This window comes from Clostridium senegalense, from assembly GCF_018916625.1.
Lineage (GTDB): Bacteria > Bacillota > Clostridia > Clostridiales > Clostridiaceae > Clostridium_J > Clostridium_J senegalense.
Map to the genome: position 1 here is coordinate 1 of NZ_JAHLNC010000001.1, position 26,214 is coordinate 26,214.

General features: G+C 27.2%; 23 protein-coding genes and 1 pseudogene. 1 reads left to right on the forward strand and 23 read right to left on the reverse strand.

The genetic code is table 11. From position 1 onward, the window contains the following. Positions 1-440, reverse strand: a 440-nt coding sequence (locus tag KQI36_RS00005; RefSeq protein WP_216449100.1) for a helix-turn-helix domain-containing protein, incomplete at its 3' end; no start/stop codon positions are given. Between the two features lie 359 nt (positions 441-799). Here KQI36_RS00005 and rocF point away from each other — a divergent pair. Continuing rightward, the gene (gene rocF / locus KQI36_RS00010; protein WP_216449101.1) at positions 800-1,696 is read left to right on the forward strand and encodes an arginase; all 897 of its coding nucleotides are present in this window, start codon (positions 800-802) and stop codon (positions 1,694-1,696) included. A gap of 59 nt (positions 1,697-1,755) precedes the next feature. On the opposite strand, the gene KQI36_RS00015 is transcribed toward rocF, so the two are convergent. From KQI36_RS00015 to KQI36_RS00125, 22 genes and pseudogenes are all read right to left on the reverse strand, one after another. Further along, positions 1,756-1,899: a hypothetical protein gene (locus KQI36_RS00015; protein WP_216449102.1), complete on the reverse strand. Its 144-nt coding sequence runs from the start codon at positions 1,897-1,899 to the stop codon at positions 1,756-1,758. Beyond that, positions 1,886-3,184, reverse strand: a complete 1,299-nt coding sequence (locus KQI36_RS00020) for a tetratricopeptide repeat protein (protein WP_216449103.1) — start codon at positions 3,182-3,184, stop codon at positions 1,886-1,888. Before KQI36_RS00020 ends, KQI36_RS00015 begins: the two co-directional genes overlap by 14 nt. 493 nt (positions 3,185-3,677) lie before the next feature. After that, positions 3,678-4,856, reverse strand: a complete 1,179-nt coding sequence (locus KQI36_RS00025; RefSeq protein WP_216449104.1) for an FprA family A-type flavoprotein — start codon at positions 4,854-4,856, stop codon at positions 3,678-3,680. 544 nt (positions 4,857-5,400) lie between these two features. Continuing rightward, complete coding sequence (gene helD / locus KQI36_RS00030; RefSeq protein ID WP_216449105.1) at positions 5,401-7,683, reverse strand: RNA polymerase recycling motor HelD; 2,283 nt, start codon at positions 7,681-7,683, stop codon at positions 5,401-5,403. A 277-nt stretch (positions 7,684-7,960) separates the two neighbouring features. Next, positions 7,961-8,428 (reverse strand): peptide deformylase, encoded by a 468-nt coding sequence (gene def, locus KQI36_RS00035; protein WP_216449106.1) that lies wholly within the window; start codon positions 8,426-8,428, stop codon positions 7,961-7,963. 211 nt (positions 8,429-8,639) lie between these two features. Beyond that, positions 8,640-9,299 (reverse strand): V-type ATP synthase subunit D, encoded by a 660-nt coding sequence (locus KQI36_RS00040; RefSeq protein ID WP_010291725.1) that lies wholly within the window; start codon positions 9,297-9,299, stop codon positions 8,640-8,642. A 2-nt stretch (positions 9,300-9,301) separates the two neighbouring features. Next, positions 9,302-10,684: a V-type ATP synthase subunit B gene (locus tag KQI36_RS00045; protein WP_010291727.1), complete on the reverse strand. Its 1,383-nt coding sequence runs from the start codon at positions 10,682-10,684 to the stop codon at positions 9,302-9,304. Further along, positions 10,677-12,452 (reverse strand): V-type ATP synthase subunit A, encoded by a 1,776-nt coding sequence (locus KQI36_RS00050; protein WP_216449107.1) that lies wholly within the window; start codon positions 12,450-12,452, stop codon positions 10,677-10,679. Before KQI36_RS00050 ends, KQI36_RS00045 begins: the two co-directional genes overlap by 8 nt. 17 nt (positions 12,453-12,469) lie before the next feature. Further along, on the reverse strand, positions 12,470-12,778 hold the full coding sequence (locus KQI36_RS00055; protein WP_010291733.1) for a V-type ATP synthase subunit F: 309 nt from the start codon (positions 12,776-12,778) through the stop codon (positions 12,470-12,472). After that, the gene (locus KQI36_RS00060; RefSeq protein ID WP_216449108.1) at positions 12,771-13,772 is read right to left on the reverse strand and encodes a V-type ATP synthase subunit C; all 1,002 of its coding nucleotides are present in this window, start codon (positions 13,770-13,772) and stop codon (positions 12,771-12,773) included. Before KQI36_RS00060 ends, KQI36_RS00055 begins: the two co-directional genes overlap by 8 nt. Before the next feature lie 19 nt (positions 13,773-13,791). After that, positions 13,792-14,379, reverse strand: coding sequence for a V-type ATP synthase subunit E (locus tag KQI36_RS00065; RefSeq protein WP_216449109.1), 588 nt, complete (start codon positions 14,377-14,379; stop codon positions 13,792-13,794). Positions 14,380-14,418: 39 nt separating this feature from the next. Beyond that, positions 14,419-14,901 carry a V-type ATP synthase subunit K gene (locus KQI36_RS00070; RefSeq protein ID WP_010291738.1) on the reverse strand — a complete coding sequence of 161 codons (483 nt, stop codon included), beginning with the start codon at positions 14,899-14,901 and terminating at the stop codon, positions 14,419-14,421. Between the two features lie 13 nt (positions 14,902-14,914). Beyond that, positions 14,915-16,867, reverse strand: a complete 1,953-nt coding sequence (locus tag KQI36_RS00075; RefSeq protein WP_216449110.1) for a V-type ATP synthase subunit I — start codon at positions 16,865-16,867, stop codon at positions 14,915-14,917. Beyond that, positions 16,854-17,180, reverse strand: a complete 327-nt coding sequence (locus KQI36_RS00080) for an ATPase (RefSeq protein ID WP_216449111.1) — start codon at positions 17,178-17,180, stop codon at positions 16,854-16,856. The genes KQI36_RS00075 and KQI36_RS00080 overlap by 14 nt, the downstream gene beginning before the upstream one ends. A 487-nt stretch (positions 17,181-17,667) precedes the next feature. Continuing rightward, positions 17,668-19,368 (reverse strand): B12-binding domain-containing radical SAM protein, encoded by a 1,701-nt coding sequence (locus tag KQI36_RS00085; RefSeq protein WP_216449112.1) that lies wholly within the window; start codon positions 19,366-19,368, stop codon positions 17,668-17,670. Continuing rightward, positions 19,368-19,874 (reverse strand): class I SAM-dependent methyltransferase, encoded by a 507-nt coding sequence (locus KQI36_RS00090; RefSeq protein WP_216449113.1) that lies wholly within the window; start codon positions 19,872-19,874, stop codon positions 19,368-19,370. The genes KQI36_RS00085 and KQI36_RS00090 overlap by 1 nt, the downstream gene beginning before the upstream one ends. 198 nt (positions 19,875-20,072) lie before the next feature. Continuing rightward, the gene (locus KQI36_RS00095) at positions 20,073-21,368 is read right to left on the reverse strand and encodes a hypothetical protein (RefSeq protein ID WP_216449114.1); all 1,296 of its coding nucleotides are present in this window, start codon (positions 21,366-21,368) and stop codon (positions 20,073-20,075) included. 206 nt (positions 21,369-21,574) lie between these two features. After that, a complete protein-coding gene (locus KQI36_RS00100) occupies positions 21,575-22,108 on the reverse strand; it encodes a GNAT family N-acetyltransferase (RefSeq protein ID WP_216449115.1) in 534 nt (177 codons plus the stop codon). 21 nt (positions 22,109-22,129) lie between these two features. Continuing rightward, positions 22,130-22,690: pseudogene (locus tag KQI36_RS17655) on the reverse strand (non-canonical purine NTP pyrophosphatase). 101 nt (positions 22,691-22,791) lie between these two features. Next, positions 22,792-24,570, reverse strand: coding sequence for a M3 family oligoendopeptidase (locus KQI36_RS00115; protein WP_216449118.1), 1,779 nt, complete (start codon positions 24,568-24,570; stop codon positions 22,792-22,794). 102 nt (positions 24,571-24,672) lie between these two features. Beyond that, entirely contained in the window at positions 24,673-25,518 is an 846-nt protein-coding gene (locus KQI36_RS00120) for an NAD-dependent epimerase/dehydratase family protein (RefSeq protein WP_216449119.1), read from the reverse strand. A gap of 85 nt (positions 25,519-25,603) precedes the next feature. Continuing rightward, positions 25,604-26,167, reverse strand: coding sequence for an AAA family ATPase (locus KQI36_RS00125; protein ID WP_216449120.1), 564 nt, complete (start codon positions 26,165-26,167; stop codon positions 25,604-25,606). Between the last annotated feature and the right edge of the window lie 47 nt (positions 26,168-26,214).

Genomic DNA, 26,214 nt, shown 5'->3' on the forward strand with positions numbered 1-26,214 from the left:
GGTATATACCCATATTCTTTTAATCTCATCCACCCAATCGTTGGTATCTTAACTCTATGTCTTTCTATAGTCCAATCAGTTTTATTATTCTTAGGAAAATAAGCTTTAACATCTTTATTTTTCTTTTTCTTGAATTTAGGAAAACCACTTTCACCCTTAAAGAACCTTTTGAAAGCTTTTTCTCCATTCATAATAGCTTGTTTTGTAGCTTTAGAAGATACTTCTTTTATCCACTTTTTATCTTGGTTCTTAGGGATATATTCATTATTAAGCCATTTTGAAAAATCCATTCCACTTACAAATCTTTTTTCTTTTTGATAAATTTCTTTATTATGAGCAAGATAGAAATTATATATAAACCTTGATATACCTATAGTTTGATGTATTTTTATTTTTTGTTCTAAAGTAGGTTTAATCTCTATCTTGTAAGCTCTTTTCACTCTCCTTATCCTCCCTAACGTTGAAGTGTTTTTACTGATACGTTTAGTAATTCAGCAAAATCTTTTGGTTTATAATTTGTAATATGTTTCATTTAATACACTCACTTTCTTTTACATGAGTATATTTCAACACACTTTTACACTAATTTCAATAAATTTAGTAACTAAAATCAACTCCTTTTATTATTATAAATCTATTATATTATATAACTAAATATCAAGGGCTTTTATTATAATCTTAACATTTTTTATAATTTTTATAATTTTTATAATATTTAAATTTAAATTCTTTTTCAAAAACCCCTTATATTTTACTCCATTTTATTATATAATTTAAAATCGCAAAGGGGGAATTTTTTATGAAAATAAATGTTATCGGAGTGCCTTTATTTTTAGGTTGTGATAGAAAAGGTGTTGATTTAGCACCAAATAAACTTAGAGAAAAAGGCTTATTACAAATTTTAGAAAAACAAAATCATGATGTATTTGACCTTGGAAACTTATATGTTCCTAAAGTTAAAGAATGTGATAAATTCTCTTGTCATAGTAATATGAAATATATTGATACAATATTAGGAGTTAATAAAAATTTAGCTCAATCAGTATATAATTCATTAAGCTCTGACTCTTTTCCATTAGTAATAGGTGGTGATCATTCACTAGGATTAGGTAGTATTTGTGGTGCTAGTAAATACTTTGATAATCTTGCTGTTATTTGGATTGATGCTCATGGTGATATAAATACACCTGAAACATCACCTTCTGGAAATGTACATGGTATGCCTCTTGGTGCTGCTATGGGATTTGGAGATTCATCTCTTACTAATTTATACTTTGATGGTAAAAAAGTTAATCCTAAAAATGTTTATCTAATCGGTGCTAGAGATTTAGATAAAGGTGAAACTCTTTTAATTGAAGAGGAAGGAATTAATCTTTATTCTACTGTTGATGTAAAAGAAAAAGGAATTAATTTTATAATTAACGAAATTTTATCAAATCTAAAAGAGAAAAATATAGACAACGTACATTTAAGCTTTGATATAGACTGTATAGACTCAGAATTTGTACCTGGTACTGGAACACCTGTTCCACATGGTATGTCTACAGATGAAGCTAAATCGTCCTTACAACTACTTTTTAATAGTGGTAAGGTAAAATCTATGGACTTTGTAGAATTAAACACAGAACTTGAAGATGGCGACAAAACTATAGACCTATGTTTAAATCTTATAGATTTTATTTCTAAAAATATATAACCTCAAAAGCTACATTGTATTTAACAATGTAGCTTTTATTTTAAATTTTAACAATATTATTATGCTCTTACTACTATTCTACTTGGGCCTGGATTTACAACGTCCTGATTTTCAGCAGTAACCATTAATGTATTACTTCCTATAACCCCAAATAATCCAATAACTAATATACCACCTACTAAAAATTTTTTAACACTTTTCATAACTTATATTCCTCCCCTTAATTTTTTTTATAATATCAAGTCCAATATCTAATTTAGATATTTCACTGGTATACTGGAATAATAATAATGTTATACGATATAATATTTTGTAATTTTCATGGTATATATCAATTTCATAAAGTATGTCTTCTACATAGTCTTCAAATTCTCTTAATCTATTCATTCCTTTAAGGCTTTGAAAAATTCCTTCATAGCATTCTACATATTTGTCAACTTGTAAAAATCTTTTAGCATTAATTGTAGCCTTTTGTAAACATCTTAAAGATTCCATATACTGTTTATTTTCCCTATACATATAACTTAATTGCAACAATGTATTAGTTGTTACTTCTGAACTGTCATCTAACTGTAGTTCCATTGATTTTTTTATATATTCGTTACTTTCCTCTTTATATCCTAATTCCCGTAATATAATTGACATATTATAATATACTAAATAACTTTTTTCATATTTTTCTATTTCTTTATATACCATTAATGACTCAAGCTTCTGTTTAGTTTTATAATATATGTTAGCTTTTAAAATATTTATTTTTATCTTATCTACATTACTTATGTTTTTTAATTCTATTGCTGAATTTAAATACATAATTGCATCATCATAATTTTCTATATCATAAACTGTAAGCGCTAAATTATATAATATTCTTCCTAGAACTTCATCATCATATAAATTATAGTCTAAATACATTTTATAAGCCTTCTTCAGATATTCAATACATAAATTATATTCAAACAACTTGTAATGACAGGTACCAATTCTATTTAATATTTCAACTTTTATAATACTTGTCTCTGTTTGTAATGAATTACTCTGCATTAATTCAAAAGCATTTTGAAAATATTTTAGTGCCAAATTACAATTATTCTCTTTATATTCATTTTCTCCAATTTCTCTATTTATCTTTATCATTAAATTTATAACTTTATTTTCAGTTACTTTGTCTAATAACTTTTTAAATTTCTCGAAATCATATTTTCCTTTTTTTAAATCTTCAAACTCTTCCGTATAATGCTCTTCTATTATTTCTTCTGATGTCCTTAGCAAATCTTTCGCTGTTATATTTAAAATTATTCCTTTTTCCTGTGATAATTCATTAAATCTATTAGCTAGTTTCACAGCCATAGCCATAGATAACTTTTTCTTACCATTTTCTAGCATATAAATATAATTAGAGCTAGATAATCCCTCTGCTAATTCTTTTTGAGTTATCCTTAGTAAATTTCTATAATATTTTATTCTATTAATTATAAATTCACCCATATTTTTCAACCTCAATATAAATTATATACTATCAATACCGTGGAAAAAAGTAATTCTTGTCGAAGTAATAAAATCTTTTAAATTTTTATTAATCTTTTTTAGCTATAAAAACTTTTTCGACAAAATGCTCCTAAAATAAAGTTAGAATTATATCCCTATAAAAATATTCATCTACTTTTTATTTTTTGCAAGCTTTAAAACTTCATTTAAAAGAAAATTCTAAATTACTTATTCATATATTAAAATTTATTAATCAAATTTGGGGTATAAATTATGGGGTATAAATTAATAGAAACAAATATAATTGTAGGTAGTTACAAGTAACTGAATAAGTTTAAAAATTAACCTCTTTATTTGAAATTATTAAGCTTATGATAATTCTTTTAAAGAAAACATTAAAATATTATCTTTATATAAAAGTCATCATAAAAAGACTGTTTTAAAATAAAATTAAAATTCCATTTTAAAACAGTCTTTAATAAATATTATTTAACTATTTAAATAACTCTAAATATTTTTCTACAAATTCTTCACATGATTTAAAATCTTCTTCCCCTGGAACAAAGTTAAATTTAAATCCAGAATCTAAAGTTTTAAATTTAAGTTCTTTTAGTCTATTATGAAGCATAGGAACACTTTCTCCACTCCATCCATAAGATCCAAAAGATTCTGCTGCTTTTCCTCTATTAACTATAGCACTAACCCCAGTTAGTAAATTCCAACTTGGTGCAACAGCATCTTGATTTATAGTTGGTGAACCTATTAAAATCCCACTAGCCTTTTCAACCTTTCCTATTAATTCACATAGATTTTCACCTGTTATTTCATGAACTTCTGCTTTAATACCTTTTTTATTTATAGTATCTCCTATAAACTCTGCAATTTTCCCTGTATTCCCATAAGCTGAAACATAGAATATTTGTATATTCTTTTCATTTAGCGGTTCTTCTTTAGCCCATTCTCTATATAATTTTTTAAACTTCTCTATATCTTCCTTAATATGAACTGGACCATGACTTGGAGCAATCATATCTAACTCTAAGCCATCTATTCTATCTAATCCCATATTTACAAATTTTTTAAATGGTCCCATTATGCAATCAAAATAATACTTCATTTCATCTACATAATCTCCACCACAATCTCCTGTTATACATCCCTTTGGAGAATAATGACATCCCATAACATCACATGTAAATAAAACTTTATCATATTCATCATATGTGAACATAGTATCTGGCCAATGTAAATTAGGTGCTGATATAAACTTAAGTGTTCTTTTTCCTATGTTTAAAGGTTCTGATGCAGCTAACCCATTAAATGGTTTGTTTAATATTCCTTCTAAGTATCTTAATGCAGCTTTTGATGCAATTACAGTAGCATTAGGATAAGCTTCTAAAACTTTTATTAATGATCCACTATGGTCTAACTCTGTATGATGGACTACTATATAGTCTATATCTTTGTCACCGATAACTTCTTTTATATTATTTAAAAATACATCTGAAAACTTGTCTTTTACAGAATCAAATAATACAACTTTTTCATCATTTATTAAATAAGAATTGTAAGTAGTACCTCGTTTTGTCTCCATTATTATATCGAAAATTTTAAGCTCTGGGTCATTTGCTCCAACCCAATATAAGTCTTTTTTTAATTCAGCTGGTTTCATCTTCTACTCCTCCATTTAAAACAATATTCTTATTTTATATTACATTGACTTATAGGGTTCCAAGTTGACTTTTAAAATTATTCATTCCAAAACTTGGATACCCAAAATAGTGAGACATGCTCTGAATCCCTTAGAATTCAACACTATATTTTGTATAAAAATATTTTGAAGTTATTGAATAAATTTAAATTTGAGCTTGTTTCCCTATAGAATTAAAAGTATAAAACTCAAATAAGTTTTTAATACAATAATTCATCATGATTAAACTATTTTATAAATTAATATGTGTAATAATTACAGAAATTATAACTCTTTTAACATGATTATCCATACAATCAAAAAATAATTGTATGGATATAAATTTACATTTAATATAATAGTTAAAATTTATAATTTATTAACTACTAATTATTGATGTGAATGTTATCCTTAAGTTTTCTGATTTGATAAATATAAATGCTATATTATTTAATATATAAATATTCTCTTTATGATAATATTTTAACATATATAACAATCATTTTCAACTAATAATTATTATTTTTTACTTTATAAGATTAGATTTTTTCCCTTTATAAAATATATATTCTTTATGCAATGCTCTAGTTAAATTTACATATAACAACTTTTTATCAATCTCATCATTATTATAATTTTCTTCATTACAATTATAAATAATAGTAGCATCAAACTCTAAGCCCTTTGTCATATAACTTGGTATAATTATTTTTTTATTTTTTAATTCACTACTATTATTTCCTATGATAGTCCACTTATATTGAGTTAACTTATTAATTTCTTTTTCAAGCATTTTACACTCATCTATAGTCTTACATATTATAGCAATGCTCTCTTTATTATTTTTTTCTAAATCATCACATACAATATTTAATTTTTGGGCAAAATCCTTATTATCTAAAAACTCAACTATTTTAGGCGCATCTCCATGTCTTAAAACCGGTTTAGCTGGTTTTACATTTAAATTTTGATGACTTAAAACCTTATTTGCAAAATCTATTATTTCTATAGTAGACCTATAACTTTGAGTTAAATTTATATAAGTAGCATCATCATCAAATACAGTTTTAATGAGTTTTTGCCAATCATTAATTCCTTTATAACTATATATACCTTGCCCTAAATCTCCTACTATTGTTAATGAATTTTGTTTACTTAATAAATTTAGTATATACATTTCAAAATAACTATAATCCTGAGCTTCATCAATTATAATATGAACATATTTCTTGCTTAAACCTTCTAATTTTAGTTTCAAATATACCATGTGTGCTAAATCTTCAATGTCTATAACTTTGTTTTCAAAATTTTGTTTTGAACTTTCTACAATAAAATTAACTATATTATCTGGAATTTGATTGTTAGTTATATGATTAAATAATTCCTTTGATAAACATAAATCTTTATATATTTCATTTATATTCTTTTGTTTCCACTTTTTAAAGAATTCCTTTAACTGTAAGGTTCCATTCTCTTTAAGTTTTGAAATTTTTAAATCCCTTTCATCATATAAGGAAATTATTTGTTTTCTCTTTTCTTCCTCTTGAATTTTTAAAGATTTAACATCTTTAATCTTGAAAAAATAATCTTCTTCTATATTTTCTTTAATAATTTGAATTTTATCCTTCAATTTTTTCTTAAAATATCTTTCTATCTCTTCTTTTCTTTTCTTAATTGGCAAATGAATCATATCTCTAGCATAAAGCCTTTTTATTTCTTTTTTAGAAAACAACACATACTTATCTATTTTTATATCTTCCACATCTATATCTTGTTTTTCTAAGTATCTTATATATTTATCTAAAAGCATCTTAAACGATAGAGATCCTTTTAGTTTACTAACAGCTTTTATATATTTTTCTTTTTCCTTATCTTTATTTTCTATTAATAATGCTAATTTTTCATCTTTAGTATAAATCTTGCCCTTATATCCTAAACTTTCTTTACATACATCTTCAAAAGTTTTTTGACACATATTAAATACACCCAAATTCGGAAGGACTTCAGATATGTAATCTAAAAATATTTTATTAGGTGCTACAACTAAAATTTCTTCATTTTTTACATCTTCATCGTATTCATAAACAAGATATGCAAGTCTATGGAGTGCTACAGTGGTTTTCCCAGACCCAGCTGACCCCTGTATTATAATAGGTTTGTTTTTATATGCTCTAATTATTTGATTCTGTTCATTTTGAATTGTTGCTACTACGTCTTTAAGCTTACTAGTTACATTTTGCTCTAAAGTAACTTTTAAAAATTCATCGGTAAGCTGTTCACCTTCCATACTATTTTTTAATATTATTTCATTTACCCCTTCATCATAAGCATCTATAAGATTTCCATCTTTTAAAAGAAATTTTCTTTTTAGTTTTAAATCTCCTTCTATAACTCCTGAAGGTGCTACATAATAAGATTCTCCATAAGTTCCACTGTAATAGAGATTGGCAATTGGTGCCCTCCAATCGATTACAACTTCTTCATTATTATTATTGTCATTTATTCCAAATTTACCAATATAAAAACTTTCTGTATCCCTTCTTTTTTCTTTAAAATCAATACGTGCAAAATATGGTGAAACACTAGATTCTTCATATTTCTTTAGATTTTCAGAAGTAAATTTAAAAAGTTTTTCATAAACAAGTAAATCATTGCTGTAAGTACCTCCACTAGCCTTTTTCAAATTGGCTACTTTTTCCTCATATTGAGTATACTCATTCTTAATCTGTCCAGTCTTTTTTGTTATCCATTCTTTTGTTTTATAAAAACGATTCTTTTCTAAAATCATTTCATCATTTTTTATTGCCATATTAATCACCTACTATCTTTCAAATTTAGATTCAAGATATATTTTGATTTGGCTTTGAAAATTAAAACATTATAAAATACTCTCTTATAATATCCATAGGATTTTATTAGAAAGCATTTTTATTTATAAACTGTATTAACATTATATCAAAAATTTATCATTTATAAAGGTATTTTTAATCTTATTTCTTCAAAATTGATATATATTTATAATTCTATATAATAAAAACTGTCTAAAATAACTTTTATTTTAAGACAGTTTTTTAATATACCATATTTTATTCTTCTACTAATTCGTACATTGCCTCTGCTTTTGACATATACATTATACCATCTAAGTGATCTATTTCATGACAAAATGCTCTTGCTAAGAATCCTTTTGCTTCGTATCTTACTCTTTGTCCCTCAATAGTCATCCCTTCAACTGTAACACTTGTAGGCCTTACAACCTCTCCTTCATGCATTACATAACTTAAGCATCCCTCATAATCCTTCTCACTTCCAGATTGCTTTATTATTTTAGGATTGAATAATAATATTTCATCTGATCCATTTCTAAGATTTATAAGAATTGCTCTTTTTAGTACTCCTATTTGTGGCGCTGCAAGCCCAACACCATCACAGTTATATAAAGTATCTCTTAAATCTTTAGCTAATTCTAAAACCTCTTTATCTATTTTTTTTATTGGTTCACACACTGATTCTAATCTTTTATCTCCAACTTGTAAAATTTCTCTTATTGCCATAGTTTCTCCTTCCAAATATATATAAATAGATATATTTTATAATTAATCTATAAATTGTCTTTTCCCGTTAAATCCTAATATATTATATAATATATTTCTATATATTTCTATGAATAATTTTAATAAGGCATATGAAAAGACATAAAAGTATAATTATGCCTAGTTCATAATATTACTTTTCATAAAAAAAAGGAACCAAAAGTTCCTTTTTTTAACTATTTGAAGCCTTAGCTTTTTGCTCTTCCATCATGCTCTTAACTTTCATAAGTCTTGTTAAGGCACCTCTTTCATTTTCATCAAGCTTCATTTTAATGTATTTGATTGTTTCTTGAAGTTGAGGTATTGTCATGTATTCAAGAGCATTAACTCTTCTTCTAGTCTTTTCAATTTCATCTGCCATAAGCTGAGTTGATTTTTCAACTTCCGCAAGTTCTAAAAGTTTTGGAAGAATTAAGTATAATTTTTCTAAAGATTCATCAAGTTCTATTGTTGTAGAAGCGAAACCATATGGATATATGCTTCCATTGTCCCCTTCTAACTTTCTTATAAATTCCATTACTGGAACATTAACACTCATTACGTTTTTAGTTGAAACATCTACTGATATACTTTCTTTTGGACATGCTAATGATGTTTCTAGCATTTCTGGCGGCATTGCTGCACTTGCCATAAAGAAATTTTTAAATACATCTTGAAGATTATCTTCAACTTCTGCTCTTAACTTATTATTATATTTAACAAGATCTATGAACCTTCTCATAAGTTCATCTTGCTTATCTTTTAAAAGCTTATGTCCTCTTGTAGCTGTAGTAAGTCTTTTTTTAAGTTTACTAAGCTCCATTCTCGTTGGATTAACATTTAGTTTTGCCATATTTAATCATCCTCTCTTAGAGGTAAATACTTCTCTAAATATTCGTCCCTGATTCTCTTAAGCTCCGTTCTAGGTAGTATAGTTAATAAGTCCCAACCTAATTTTAAAGTGTCTTCTATTGGTCTATTAGCATTAAAGCCTTGAGATACATACTGCTCTTCAAATGCTTCAGCAAATTTAGCAAAACTCTTATCTGTATCTGAAAGTGCAGCTTCTCCTAGGATAGCAGCAAGTTCTTTTGCTTGCTTTCCTTGTGCATAAGCTGAGAATAATTGGTTCATTGTATCTGCATGGTCTTCTCTAGTTTTACCTTTACCTATACCTTTATCCTTAAGTCTTGATAATGATGGAAGAACATCTATTGGAGGCATTATACCTTTTTTGTATAATTCTCTTGAAAGAATTATCTGTCCCTCTGTTATATATCCTGTAAGGTCAGGGATTGGGTGAGTCTTATCATCCTCTGGCATTGTAAGTATTGGTATTTGTGTTATTGAACCTTCCTTACCTTTAATTCTTCCAGCTCTTTCATATAATGTAGAAAGGTCAGTATATAGATATCCTGGATATCCTCTTCTTCCTGGAACCTCTTTTCTTGCTGCTGAAACTTCACGAAGAGCTTCTGCATAGTTTGTTATGTCTGTCATGATAACAAGTACGTGCATTCCTTTTTCATACGCTAAGTATTCAGCTGTTGTAAGAGCCATTCTTGGAGTAGCTATTCTCTCGATAGCTGGGTCAGATGCTAAGTTCATGAATAGAACTGATCTGTCTATAGCTCCTGTTTTTGTAAACTCTTCTACGAAGAATTCCGCTTCCTCAAAAGTTATACCTATTGCTGCGAAAACAACGGCAAATTTTGAATCAGAGTTTAAAACTTTTGCTTGTCTTGCAATTTGAGCTGCAAGTTCTGCATGTGGAAGTCCTGATCCTGAGAAAACTGGAAGCTTTTGTCCTCTAACTAGAGTGTTTAATCCATCTATTGCAGATATACCTGTTTGTATAAACTCAGATGGATAGTTTCTAGCTACTGGGTTTATAGCTTCTCCATTTATATCTAATCTTTTTTCTGGTATTATGTCTGGACCATTATCTTTTGGTCTTCCCATACCGTCGAATACTCTACCTAACATATCTTCAGATACGCCAATTTCTAGAGGTCTTCCTAAAAACTTAACCTTTGTTCCTTTTAAGTTTATTCCTGATGATCCTTCAAAAAGCTGAACCATAGCGTTGCTTCCGTTAACTTCTAGAACTTTACCTCTTCTTTTCTCTCCAGTTTGTAATTCGATTTCAACTAGTTCATCGTATTTTACACCTTCAACACCTTCAACAACCATTAAAGGTCCAACAACTTCAGTAACTGTTCTATATTCTTTAAGCATCTAGGACACCTCCTTCCACGATTAACTTATCTACTTCTTTAGCTAATTCTTTAGCTATATCGTCCATTCTGTCTATTTCTTCTTCAGGGATATATTTGCTTCTAGCAATCTTATCTCTTACTGGCATTTTTAATATTTTATCTAAATAAACTCCTGCTTCTAGAGCTTTATCAGCTTGAACGCCAAACTCTAAAACAAGTTTTAACATTTTATATTGTTTATCAAGTGAAGCATAAGTATCAACTTCGTGGAATGCATTTTGTTGTAGATAGTCTTCTCTTATAGATTTTGCAACCTCTAATTTCAATCTATCTTTTTCTGATAATGCATCCATACCGATAAGTCTTACAATTTCTTGAAGGCTAGATTCTTCTTGTAATAATGCCATAGCTTTTGTTCTAATTTCAGACCAATCGCTAGCTATTTGCTCATCCATCCATCCGCCTATCTTATCTAAGTATAGTGAATAAGAATTTAACCAGTTGATTGCTGGGAAGTGTCTTTGATATGCAAGTTGTGCATCTAGTCCCCAGAAAACTTTAACTATTCTTAAAGTACCTTGAGTAACTGGCTCTGATAAGTCTCCTCCTGGAGGTGATACCGCTCCAATTGCAGTTACTGCCCCTTCTCTTCCGTCTGATCCAAGTGCTATAACTTTACCAGCTCTTTCATAATAATCAGCAAGTCTTGATCCAAGGTATGCTGGATAACCTTCGTCTCCAGGCATCTCTTCAAGTCTTCCTGACATTTCTCTTAATGCCTCTGCCCAACGAGATGTTGAATCAGCCATTATTGATACTGAATATCCCATATCTCTAAAGTACTCAGCTATTGTTATTCCAGTATATATACAAGCTTCTCTTGCTGCAACTGGCATGTTTGATGTGTTAGCTATAAGAACTGTTCTTTTCATTAAGCTTTCACCAGTTTTTGGGTCTTTAAGTTCTGGGAACTCATTAAGAACGTCTGTCATCTCATTTCCACGCTCTCCACATCCAACATAAATAACTATTTCTGCATCTCCCCATTTAGCTACTTGGTGCTGAACAACTGTTTTTCCTGCTCCGAATGGTCCTGGAACTGCTGCAGCTCCACCTTTTGCTACTGGGAAAAATGTATCTATAACTCTTTGTCCTGTTGTCATTGGCTCTAATGGATTTAACTTTCTTGCAAATGGTCTACCTTTTCTTACAGGCCATTTTTGCATTAATGTTAATTCTTTATCTCCATTTGCAGTTTCAACTACATAAACTGTTTCTTCAACTGTAAATTCACCAGCTTTTATTTCTTTTATAGTTCCTTCTATTCCATAAGGTACCATTATTTTATGAAGTACAACTGGAGTTTCTTGAACTGTACCTACAATGTCTCCTGCAACTACTTTATCTCCAACTTTTGCAGTTGGTTTAAAATCCCATTTTCTAGTTCTGTTTAATGATTTAACAGATACTCCTTTTGTTAGGAATGCAGATTTTGCAGCCTCCATAAATGCATCTAGAGGTCTTTGTATTCCATCAAACATAGACTCCATAAGTCCTGGTCCAAGTTCAACACTTAGTGTTTCTCCAGTAGTTACAACTGGGTCTCCTGGTCCGATTCCTGAAGTTTCCTCATAAACCTGAATTGAAGCATTATCGCCTCTCATTTCTATGATTTCACCTATAAGACCACTTTCTCCAACTTTTACAACGTCATATATATTAGCTTCATCCATATCCTTAGCAACTACTAAGGGTCCTGAAACTTTAACTATTCTTCCGATCTTCAAGCTACATACCTACCTTTCTATAAGATATTTACACCTACAGCCTTCTCAACATTATCACTAATTCTTTTCTTACCAATGTTTAAACTACCTTGGTTACTTGGAATTAATATAATAGATGGAAGTAATTCTCTAGTATATCTTTCAATAGTCTCTTCTAAATGCTGCGCTAATTGCTCAGTAATAAATATAACTGCATATTCATTACGTGCTAATCTATCTATTGCTTTTCTAGCTTCTTCTACTTCAACAACTGGAAATACATCAACTCCTATAGCCTTAAAAGCTAATACAGAATCCTTATCTCCTATAACACCTATCTTATGCATATATATCACGCAACCTTTCTCTTATAATATTGCTTTCCACTTTATTAAGCTTACCTGCAAGTATTATTCTTACAACTTTTAGTTCCGTTTCTTTAGCCATTATATATGCAATTATAGGCTCTGGTCCAAAGTTTACTCCTTTTGCACCTTTTATATAATTCATTAGATAATTATCAGAATGAACTTCTATTGAAGTATACTTCTTAGTTGAAGCATAATCTTCAACTACTAATTTTAAAACTTTATCATATCCATATTTTGATACTATTTCTATAAAGTTTTCAAAACTAATACTTAATCCTTCTATAAGTGTAGATTGTGGTATGTATCCACCTTCTATTAAAACTCCTTCTAAAAACTTCATGTCTTTATCTTGAGCTTTTACTCTAAGCATTATTTTTATATTAGTTAAATCTATAGTTCTTCTTATATAACCTTCTATAAACTCAAATTTGCTTTCTTTAGCTCTTTTAAGCATATCTTCATAAAGGTATCTATCTAAAATTATATCTATTCTTTGAGAATCTTTATTTTCTTCATAATCATTCTCAGCTTTTTTTATGGCCTCTCTCATTATAGGCTCTAGTCCTTTTAAATCGCCAGTTACAATAGATGTCTTTAATTTTTCGACATCTATTGATCCAACTGGAATTAGTAAGGAAGATAAATCTTTATCTAAGATTTTTTCCTTCTCTAAAACTTTAATGTTATGATAATCATATTTTAAATTCATGATATCAACAATTAATTTATCAGGAGAAACCTCATACATAAGAGAGTATAATTTTTTTAACTCCTCGTTTAATGCAACTTCATAATCCTCAACTCTTTTTAATAATGAAATGCTTTCATTATACTGAGTTTCTGATAAAACCCTTATTGCTTCTTCTAATGAAGCACTTTCTATCATTCTTTCAAGCTTCATCTTATCAAGGAGTTTAGTTTCAATAACTCTTAGCCTAGCCACAGCATGAGTAAATTCCATTCTATCCATATGGCTATCCTCCTTAAAATTAATTAAATAACATATTTGCTACTTCATTCTCTAAATCATATCTTAAAGAATCTATAACATCTGCAAAAGAACAGTTGATTTCTATACCATCCTTAGATAGTATAAATCCGCCATTTATTTCTCTTGTTTCTTCACTTAAGATAATTTTTACATTCTTTAATTCTTTGTTTAACTCATTTAAGAATTCAGAAGTTATTTTTTCTTTATCTTTAGAAGCAACTATTATGTTTTGTTCCCCACTTATAGGCAGTGATTTTATTTGATCCTTAACATATGATAAGAATTGTTCTTTATTCATAGCATTAAGTTCTTTTACTGCTTCGCTAAAAACTTTATTTATAACTGTTTGCTTTGCAACAAGTTTTTCATTTCTAACTTTTAACTCAGTTTTAGAAATAGCTCTATCAAAAAGGTTTTTTCCTTCTAACTTTGCCTTTTCTATAACATTTTGTGCTGATTTTTCTGCTTCTTTTTTCTTTTTCTCAATTATTTGAGATTCTTTTTCTTTAGCCTCTGCAATTATATTATCTGCCTTTTTTTTAGCATCTTCTATAATCTTAGAAGTTAAATTATCTAAATTTGACATTTAAAAATCACGTCCTTAATACTAAATTCTTTTTTATACTTAGAACTGAGCATTTAAGATTAGAAGTAGTGACATAACGAATCCTAAAAGTGCATATGTCTCAACCATAACTGTTAATATGATACCTTTTGTGTTATGCTCTGGTTTTTTAGCTAATATTTGAACTGCTGCTGCTGCTGTTCTAGCCTGAGATATAGCTGATTTCCAACCTGCAAATGCTATTGGTAAACATGCTGCAAATAAATATAATCCGTTTGCAAGAGACATATCTGTACTAACTTGGAATGAAACCATAAGTGCTATAACGAAACCATATAAACCTTGTGTACCTGGTAGTAACTCTAATATAAGAACTTTACCGAATTTTTCTGGCTCCTCTGTTATTAATCCTGTTGCTGCTTCTCCAACCATACCAACACCTTTAGCTGATCCTATTCCTGGAAGTATAGCTGCTAAAGCAATACCCATTGCTGCAAAAAATATTCCTGAGTTTTGTAATAAAAATTCTGTTATTGTTGTCATGAAAAATTCCTCCTTATTTCTTCGTGATATTCACATATTTTGAACTATATTTTAATGGTTTGAAAGCAGTTCCACCGCCTTCATAGAATTTGCCAAAATACTCTAAATATTGCAATCTACAAGTATGAACATATGCTCCTAATGCATTTATAAATAAGTTAAATATATGTCCTACTACGAATATTAATCCACCTGCTAAAATTTTAGCTATAGGGTTTCCAAACATTCCTATCATCATATTAAATGCCATACTTATAAATCCTGTTGCAAGTCCTAATGCTGCAAGTCTTGTGTAAGATACTAAATCTCCAACATAACCTGTAATACCATATAAAGCATAGAAACCTTGACCTAACTTACCTGCTATTCCTTTTTCTTCTCTTCCGTTTGTCAATATGATTAATATTGCAGAAACTAAAGCTAAGTATTTACAAACTGTAGTTAAAGTTGGATTATTAATTACTCCAAAAGCACTTAAGCCCCAAAGTATTAATCCTCCAAGTATTCCATACCAAAGTCCTACATCCCATAATGCATCTAAAATCTTTCCATCTCTTATATACATATATGCTTTTATCGCAAGACCTACAGTAATTTGCACTAATCCTAATGCTACTGATACTATCATAAGCATCATTACATCACTATCTGGTTTCATCCAAAGTGCTGGAAGTGAAATAGCATCTCCAAAGTAACTTCCATACATTATTCCCCAGAAAGTTGTAGATAATCCTAAATAGCAAAACATTTTAAATGATTTTCTCATATCATCTTCTAGGTTAAATAATTTTAATCCAATTAATGTACCTAAGAAAAGTATTATTCCATAGGCCGCATCTGATAACATCATACCAAAGAATAATATATAAAATGGCATAAGGAATACCGTTGGATCTATTTCTGTATACCTTGGCAAACTATACATTTCTGTAATTGGTTCAAAAGCTTCTGTTAGCTTACCATTTTTAAGTAATACCGGTGTTTCATCACCTTCCGCATCTTCAATTTCTAAATAATAATTATCGCTTAGTGTATCTTTAAGCATTTTTTCAAAGTCATTTGAATCTTCACAAGGTACATATCCTTCAACAACGAATATATTGCTACTTGCTAAAAACTTCTCATAACTTTTCAATCTTGCAAGTTCACTTTCACAATGTTCAAAAACTAATTTAAATTCTTGCAAATGCATAAGGTGTTGTCTTATTTCTTCATTTATGTCTTTTAATTCATTTTTAATTTCTTGTATTTTGCCTTTAAATTCTTTTATAACTTCACCTGGTACTGATTGATATTCATACTGTACTCTTGTAAAGCTATATCTTTTTAAAATGATATCTATATCTTTCAAATTTTCTTTATGGAAAATCATTAAGATATTTGCTTCTCTACTATCCTCGCCTATAGTCTCAATATAAGAAGTATCAAAGCTATTGCCTATTTCTTCTCTTAAATTTTCTAAGAAATTTTTAGGAATGGTTCCTAAATAAGCAATAGTATTTTTAAAACCTTTTACATCACTCATAGGCATATCTAAATTAATCCATTTACTTAACTCTTCAATGTCGCCTTTAAGTTTACTTATATGCTGATTTTTTTCAGTTATATTATTTTCTAACTGTTTTAATGCAACATATTCGTTTTTCCAACTTATATTCTTAACTCTTTTTTCAAGTTCTTCATAAGTTAAAGAATCTTTTCCTTGCTTAAGCTCATTAAGCATTCCCTTTTTTTCTTCATACTTGCTTAAAAAATCAATAGCAAATTTTACTTGGGCCTGCTTATCTTCAACTTCAGATATTTCAACATAAGCGGAATCTTGCTTTAAATACTCTTTATACTGTTCATCTTCAACATTAAATTCTGTAAACTGAACAGCTTGTAACCTTTGCAGATTTTGTAAAAGTTCTTTTTTCTGTGACTGAAAGGCTAAAAGAGTAAATTTCTTCATTTTAACTATTGCCATTGAAATTCACTATCCTCTCAATTACTGATTTAACTGCTTTTGGGAAGTTGTCACTTTCTGAATTTAAAATTTCTTGTACTTCTTTTTTCCCTCTTTCTAAAATCGGCTTGCATTTTTCATTGCTATCTTCTAAGAATTTAGCTTTTATAACTTCGCCTTCTTTAGTTGCTTTTGAAAGAATTTCATCATATTGATTTTTAGCTTTTTTTTCTGCACTCATTATTAATGTTTTGCCTTCAACTTTTGCTTCATCAATAACTTTTATAGCTTCTTCCTCTGCTAGTTTAACTTTGTTAATTGCTTCTAATGCCAAAATATCACCACCTTTATATATTAATTATAAGAATATATGCTTTTTAAATTTAATTATTTAAATAAATGTCATATATCTTATAAAACATATCAAATTACTTTTAAAGAGTTTTTATTTACCACATATTATAAGTAATTTTTACAAATTAAACAAGCCTTATATTAAAAATATTATAAATTTTAACATATTTTTAACAAAGTTTTTTAATGTGTTAAAATTATTTGAGTGAATATTTTTTTAATTTAATTTAATTTAAAATTAAAAAATTATTAATCTTATTAATTATATTATACATATTTCTGCATAAAAAATGCTCTTTTTACTTATTTTTTTCTTTTATTATTGATATAAAACTAATTTTATCATAAAAATCTACTTTTTTATATACAATATTAAAAATAATAAGATCAAAGAGCACACTGAAAACGTTGTAAATTCACATATTATTTAGTATATTTTTTAACAAAGTTTTTACAATTATTTTCTCTTAATAGTAATTTTCCACTGTCATATATCCATCTTTTTCATTATAGAAAGCTAAATAAAAATCTTCCCTTTTAATATTCCCTAAATTTAAATATTCTTGCATGTTATATTTAAATTTAATTATATGTATTTCGTTTCCATTTTTAATTTTTTCATCTTTCACTAATAAATCTTTAATTTTACGTTCCATAACTTTATCATTTTCTGCTGATAAGAAGTTAGGTAACCCTCTTTTCTTATTAAAATACAAGTAATCAAATTTTATTAGTTCTTTTAAAAACTCACTATTTTCCTTTAGATATTCCTCGTTAAATTCAAGGAATACTTTATAATAATCTTGAGAAGAAATTTTTCTTTTAAAATACCCTTTGTTATCATAAAATCTAGATAGCTCATAATAAAAATCAAAAGGACTTTCAAATTTATTTATGTTATCAAAATATTTAACTATGTTATTAAATTTCCCACTATTTAAATATTTATCAACCATATGTTCAATTTTTTTCAAAATCCTTAGTTCTTCATAGCTAATATCCTTTGTTGATAAAACTTCATAAGGTGGATACTGACTATATTTCATGCCCCACTTTTCTGCCTCTAATGTCATAGGTGAGCCCTTAAGCAATTTTAAAAAACCTAATTGCAATTCATCTGGACCTATTTTATAAACATCATTAAAAGATTTTTTAAAAGACTGAAAATCTTCACCTGGAAGTCCTGCTATTAAATCTAAATGCTGCATTATATTTTTTAAACCTTTTAATTCTTCAACCTTCTCTTTTATTTCAGAAAAGTTTACATGCCTGTTTATGTTAGCCAAAACATTATCATTAGTTGTTTGAACACCTACTTCAAATTGAAATAAACCAACTTTAGCCCTTGATAATGTTCTTATAGATTTTTCTCTTAATAAATCTGCTGATATTTCAAAATGAAATCTTGTATCACAAGGATTTTCTATAAGAAAGTTCCAAATTTGATTAGCAAATTCTTCATTGCAATTAAATGTTCTATCAACAAATTTTACAAGACGAACTTTTTTATCAATAAAATACTTTAATTCTTTTTTTACCCTTTCTATGTTTAGAAATCTAACACCGTGAAATGTTGAAGAAAGGCAATACTTACAATTAAAAGGACATCCTCTTGATGCTTCATAATAAACAATCTTATTTTCTAAATCTTCATTTTCCTTATAAGGAAACACTATTTGTTCCATATTCATAAGGTTTCTTCTTCCACTATATTTAACTTTATTTTCTTCTTTAAAATATAATCCACTAATATTAGACCAATCTATAGTCTCTCCATTATATTCTCTTAGTTTATTAATTATGAATTCCTTATAGGTTTCTTCACCTTCACCCTCAATTAAAAACTCACCTACATTATTTTCTAAAAATCCTTTACCATCATAACTTACTTCTGGACCACCGTAAAAAATAGTGATGTTTTCATCTATTTTTTTAACAGTATTTGCAATCCTTTCCACATATTCCAAATTCCATATATAGCACGAAAAACCTAGAACACTAGGTTTTTTCTCTATAATATCTGCTACAACTCTTTCTATATTATCATTGATAGAAAACTCTATAGTTTCGCAGTCATAATTTAATTCTTCTGTATATGCTTTTAAATATCTTATAGCTAAATTACTATGAATATATTTTGCATTTACACCTACTAATAAAACCTTCATTAATTTTTTCTCCTTTTTTTGCACATTATATAGTATATTTGAGCGCCACTTTTAAAGTCTAAAATTTGAAATTCTTTCTCTAAAAGAGCTAATGTTTTTTCTCCTGAACTTTGTTTTAAAGGATTATTATCTTTTATATCAAACTCTTTTAAACTTTTATCTGGCATATAAACTTTTATATGATTTTCATAAGGTTTTAACCCTTCTTTATCTATATCCCATATATATAATAATCCATCATTTTTTAAACAACAGTGTATTTCGTCTATTATTTTTTGTTTTTCTATATTGTTTATTATAGAGCTTAATGAAAAAAACAAAACACAATTATCATATTTCTTTTCTTTTATATTACTTTCCTTACCCTTTTCTATATATTCCACATCGCCATTTTTATCATAACTCTTGAATAGATTATATATTATACCATAATTGTCACGACCTATGTCTAAAATATCTCCTGCTAAAATGGTTTCTTCTAAATTTATAAAAACAGACTGTTCCATTAAATATCACCTCATAAAAATAAATTTCATACATAAGTAATATTTCTATAACAGCATTGCATTTCCTTCCATTTTATGTAATTTACTTCTTGTAATATATTTTAACATTTGAAATTAAAATATTTATATAAAAATTTAAGACTTAGTATTGTTAACTAAGCCTTAAATAATAATTTACTATCTATTTTACAATATAAATTACTTTATTACAAAAAAAGTTGTTACAATTACAGCTGTAAGTAAAATAGCTATAACATAGGTAAATAATTCTGCTGAATTAAACATACTTTTTTCAGTATCATTAATATTTGCCTCATATAAGCATCCTTGAGATGTTTCTAAAATTCCAATACCACTATTTGTTGTTTTTATAGATTTAACATTAGATTTTTTCCCTAAAGAAATAAATTCTTTTGCTGTTTTTTCACTACTGCATACAAATATACATTTTTCTATATCGTCATAGAAATATATATCATCAGTTTCTCCTAAAACTCCTTTTGAGTCTACAGCTAATGATTTTATTGCAGATACTTTATCATGCTCATATTCTGGTCCCTGAGGAGTAGGATTGGGATGTTTACTAAGTAAAAAACTTTCCGTTTTTTCATCTTCATCCATAAATTTAGGTGAAGTTACAGGGTCTCCGCCTGAAAAATCTGGGAAACCATACCATTCATCCTTTTTTATTTCATATATATAATCTTTATCATTACAAATAGGTCTTACCCCTCTGTACTCCATTCCTCCAACTGATGCATAAATCTTCCCTTTGCTACTAAAATCTAATCCTGTTATATTCCTTATTCCCCAAGCAAAGGTTTCATATTGCTCATTTTCTAAATTATACATAATCAAAGTGGAATTTCCTATTTTCTCTCCTGGTATTACTTGTCCATCAAAACTTTCTTTTCCTTTTTCTTTAAAAGCACCTGTATTATCTTTTCCAAGATTAACTTCTTTCAAAATTAGTTCTTTTGCACTATGGTCTTTCTCCAACGGAAATTCCTTTGTCCAATGATTATCTTCTCCAACAACTCCAGAATTAGTAGCAGCACCAACAGAAGCTATTAGATAATTGCCACTTACCTTTATAAAGACATCTTTATAATCACCAAAATTAGGAATATTATCAATACATTCTTTTAATTTTTCACTTTGCAAATTATAAGAATAAATCTTATTACCAGAAGAAAAGTATAATATACTATCCTTATAATCCATACTTTTAATATCAAAATCTTTATTTGAAACTACCGTATAGCTCTTACCATCTTTTTCAACTACTATAATTCTTTTTTTAAAGGCTATGTAATAATTATCTAAATTATCTTTAACAAAATCTTTTGCACCTTTTAAACCTTTAAGTTTTAATTCTAACTTTGCATTTGAAACATTTGAGCCTACTCCATAATCTTGTTTTTTTGCATTTACAAAAATAAATGTTGATACTATTATTAATAAAATAAATGCTAGCCCCGCCTTTTTTTTCATAAACTCACTCCACAACTCTTATATTTAGTTTTATTATATATATATTTAAGTTGTGTCTTTTAAATTACTAATCTATCATATTTGTATATGATTATTTTTTTAAATCAGTAGATATAATTTTTTTTTATTATATTTAAATAAATAGATAAATTATTAATTATTTTTTAATACTAATGTTATAGGTAAGCATTTAAATAATTTCTACATTATAAATATAAATTAGATACTATATCACTTTTCTCTATTCTCCACCAAAAGCACTCATCATCTTCCTTGTAAAAATTCATTCCAACTTTTTTTAATACTTTTTGTGATGCTATATTAGTTTTTACTGTATCTGCAACAACAAATTTCACATCATCATTTTTTAAAATCCACTTTATAAGGCAATTTAATACTTCTGTCATATACCCTTTGCATCTATAAGCTTTTTCTATAGCATAACCAACTATAACTTCACCATTGTCATTAGGATATCCTTTTATCATTATAGTTCCAATAATCCTATTTTCTTCTTTTAAACTTATTACCCAAATAGTATGCCATATATAGTTATTAGGGTTACTTACAACATCATTTAATCTAATTTGATATACTCTTTTTTCCCTTTCATCAATAGCTCTTTTAGTAATATTAAATCCTAAATTCATCTCCATATCATTAAAATTGTTTATAGCTAATTTAAGGTTGTTTTCATCTAGTGGTAAAATACATAGCCTTTTTGTATTTATCTTTACCATAATTACATAATCCTCATCATATTAATTTAAATATGTCTCAATCCACTTTTTAAAATTTTTATCATTGCTATTTCTACTCCAAAATTCTATTGATTCCTCTTCTGTTAATTCTGATAATGTACAATTTAATCCTTCTGGTATGACAATTTTGTCAATACTAGATCCCTTTTCACATATAATTTTCCTTATAATTTCTCCTTTAATTTCATGTTCAAAAACTTTAACTTCACCATCTTTTGAACAATATACTAAACATTCTCTTATACAAATACTTCTATCTTCTTTATTCTCTAACATTTTTAAAATATCTTCTGCACTTAACTAACTATTAATATATTTTATATAAGGTCCTGGAAAACCTCTTAATGAATTGACGTAAAATCCTGCATCAGTTACTATAACTGAACTGTTTAGTTTTTCACTTGCCCATTTAGCTGAATACGTAGCAACATCACAAACATTAAAGCTTTGTATCTCAGGTGTATCTAATTTTTTCTGAATTAAGTTTATATTACTACCTTCAAAAACTTTTTTTGCAATTTCAAATTTAAGATTATTGCCAGTTACATAAATTATATCCACACTAATTCCACCTATCTAATTTATAATCAATACAAATTTAATTATATTATTTAACTTTTATATGCATAATTTTTTACATCCAATAATTATAATGAAATACTTTATAATTTATTAACTCCGCTAATAAACTCATCAATATCTTTTTTAATAACATTAAATGCTCCTTCCCAGAAATCTTGGGAATAAATATCTATATCCATAACTTTTGCCATATCAAAAATTTTATTTTTGTTGGTAGCTCTCAAGAATTTATTATACCTAACAACAAAATCTTTTTTATTATTTAAATATTTAGCATACAACCCTTTAGAAAAGAGAACACCAAAAATGTAAGGAAAATTAAGGAATTCATTTCCTGCCATATAAAAACCAATATTAGTCACCCATGAATATGAATTAATCGTATTTTCATCAATAATACTGCCATAAGCTAATTTCATATGCTTTTTCATCATTTCATTTAATTCATCAACTGATAATCTACCAATTTTTCTTTTATCGAACAATTCACATTCAAATAAAAATCTTCCATACATTTCTACAATGTAATAAGCTGTATCGGAAATACTTCTTTCTAACATTATTATTTTGTCCTCTAATTTTACTTTTTTAATTAATTCTTTATTTATTATAGTTTCACAAAATATTGATGCTGTTTCAGCTATTGGTGTTGGGTAATCTGTGTTTAACAGTTCTTCCTCTCTAAGACAATAACTATGATATGCATGTCCTATCTCATGTGCTAAAACAGTAACATCAACATAATTTCCTGAAAAATTAGTCATTATCCTGCTTTCTTTTATTGGAAATATATCAATTGATATTGCATAATTTCCTTTTGTAGCTGTTGGTTCTGCATCTACCCAGTTTTCTTCAAAAACTCTTTTCGCAAAATTGCTAAGTTCATCACTGAAAGTTTTAAAACTAGATATAATTAAATTTTTACTGTCTTCATATGATATTTTTCCATTTTCATTACCTATTGGTGCATAAATATCATAAAAAGGAACAGTATGCTTATGCCCTAATAACTTTCCTTTTTCCGCATAATATTTATGAAACATTGGTAATTTATCTTTTATTACTTCTGTCATAACATTTAAAATTTTATTGTCCATCTTAGATTCAATCAATACTTTGTTAATAACTGATTCGTACCCTTTAATATCACATATATTAATAGCTTCACCGCTAATTTCATTTATACAAAAACTTATAGTCTGTGCTATCTCTTTGCATGCCTTTTTTTCTTCCTCACTCGCAAACTTTCTTAAGGCTAAATCTTTTTCATACGCCATATTTTTCAATTCAGCAAAAGAGATTTCTTTAATTTCACCGTTAATTTCAATATTCATCTTTGTAGATGACATTTTTGCCATATAGAGCTTTTGCCATGCTCTCGAACCTGTACTTTGCATTTTCACAATTAAATTTTCTTCATTTTCACTTAACATATTCTTTGATTTAGAATAAATTTCATACAAGTAGGACTTATGTTCTGATATATATGGAGATGAGCAAATAATATCATCTAAATTATTTATATTGTTTAACCATTTTATAAAGATTATTGAACTTTTAGTAAGTTCATCATTTTTTTCTGCAATTTCATCTAACATATCCATAGCTTCCTTATTTTCTGCATCTACACTAATAAGTAAATATGCATAACAGTACAATCGCAAATATAAACTTTTATATTCATTAGTAAGCTTTAAAAACTTTTCAAGCTTACTTGTAGCGTCATTAATACTAATAAAATTTTTACTAGCCCACTCATTTATAATAGTTACGTATTCATTAAGGCTATTAATATCTGATTTAAATTTCTCTGAGTCGAAAGAAGTATATATTCTATCTAAATCCCATTTCATATCCATTAAAATTTCCCCCTTAACACTATAATTTTAGAATTTTTAGATTTAGCTTTTTGCTTATTCTTGTATCCATATTTAATTTTATTTATAAAAGATGTTTTTCATTTAAATATTACTAAAGATATCTCCTAATAACTCTCTTGCCATAGATGTATCGATGGAAAGATCTAAAGTCCCATCATCTTTAATAATCTCTTCATGTGTAAGCATATTACTTTTAATTAAATTAACGTTTAAATTCAATTTCTTAGCTATTTTAATGTAAAAATTATAGTAACTTTCTTTTAAAATTGGCCCTAGATGTATAATTCCTTTGTAATCTATTTCTATTAGTTTTTTTATTGCCTTTGCCAATTCATCAACATTTACAAAAGTATTATATAAATTTTTTGTCCTTACAATTTCTTTGCCACTTTCTAATTGCTCAATTAATAATGAAATTCTTTTATCCCATCTCCCCTCTGTGTACTTTCCATAAATTGCACCTGGTCGTACAATAATATGATTACTATGCCTTTTTACAAGTTTTTCTCCATCAATTTTTGCATTAACATACTCGGCTAATGACTTATTACTATTTCTATATTTAGGCATATCTGTTTCCTTATAATAACCATTGCCACCTCTAAAAATGGCGTTAGTTGATATAAATATTAATTTTTGTTCCGGTGATAAATTTTTCAAAACATTATTTAAACCAATTTCAATTAAATACTTTTCACTTTTATTATTTTTCATATCGCTAATCAAGCTCCACAAAATAACATCAGGATTAAATTTATTAATAAGAGTTTTAACCTCATGCTCATTTGTTATATCAAGTTTTATTAAATCATAATTATCAGTAGAATTATTACAAGTTCCTAATACATTAAAATCTTTGTTATATTTCATTAATTCAAAAACATTACTACCTAGAAAACCACTTGCCCCTAATATTAAAATTTTCATAACATAATTCCTCACATATAACTTTTATATCACTATGAATTATTCTTTCTTATAATTGTTATAATATATTAATGATTTTTAAAATCTACTTTATATTAATATCAACTACTTGAAAAATTTTTTGAAAATCAACCTGTGCAAAATTAGTTGTATCTATATCTAAGTTAATGCTATTTTCAATATCTAACTTGAAATTTCTATTAATTATTTTATTTTTAAAATCATCTATTCCATTTATATCTCTTATATGTCCTGGATGTCTATTTCCTGATAAATTGCGATTTATAAATCTTTCATATAAAATTTCACAATTAGCATAACAATATAATTGCACTACTTTATACATATATTTTGATTTTATAGAATTGAAAATGTTGCTAGCATATTTATTATCAAAATTTCCTTCAACAATAAACACTTTACCTGTTTGAGCTAACTTTTCAGTAAAAAAATATGTTAATTCAAAACTAGCAATACCTAATTCTGTCGTCCATTTTGAATCTTTTACTTCTAAGCTTTTAAATAATAACTCTTTAATTTCATCTTTATTTATTTTAGGCAATCCATATTTTTTAGCTAATTCATTACTTAAAGTTGTTTTTCCTGTTGCAGGTGCACCTGTAATTATAATCATTACATTCCCTGTCATAAATATCCCTCAATCTTTCATTTAATATCTTTTTAAGTTAATACCAT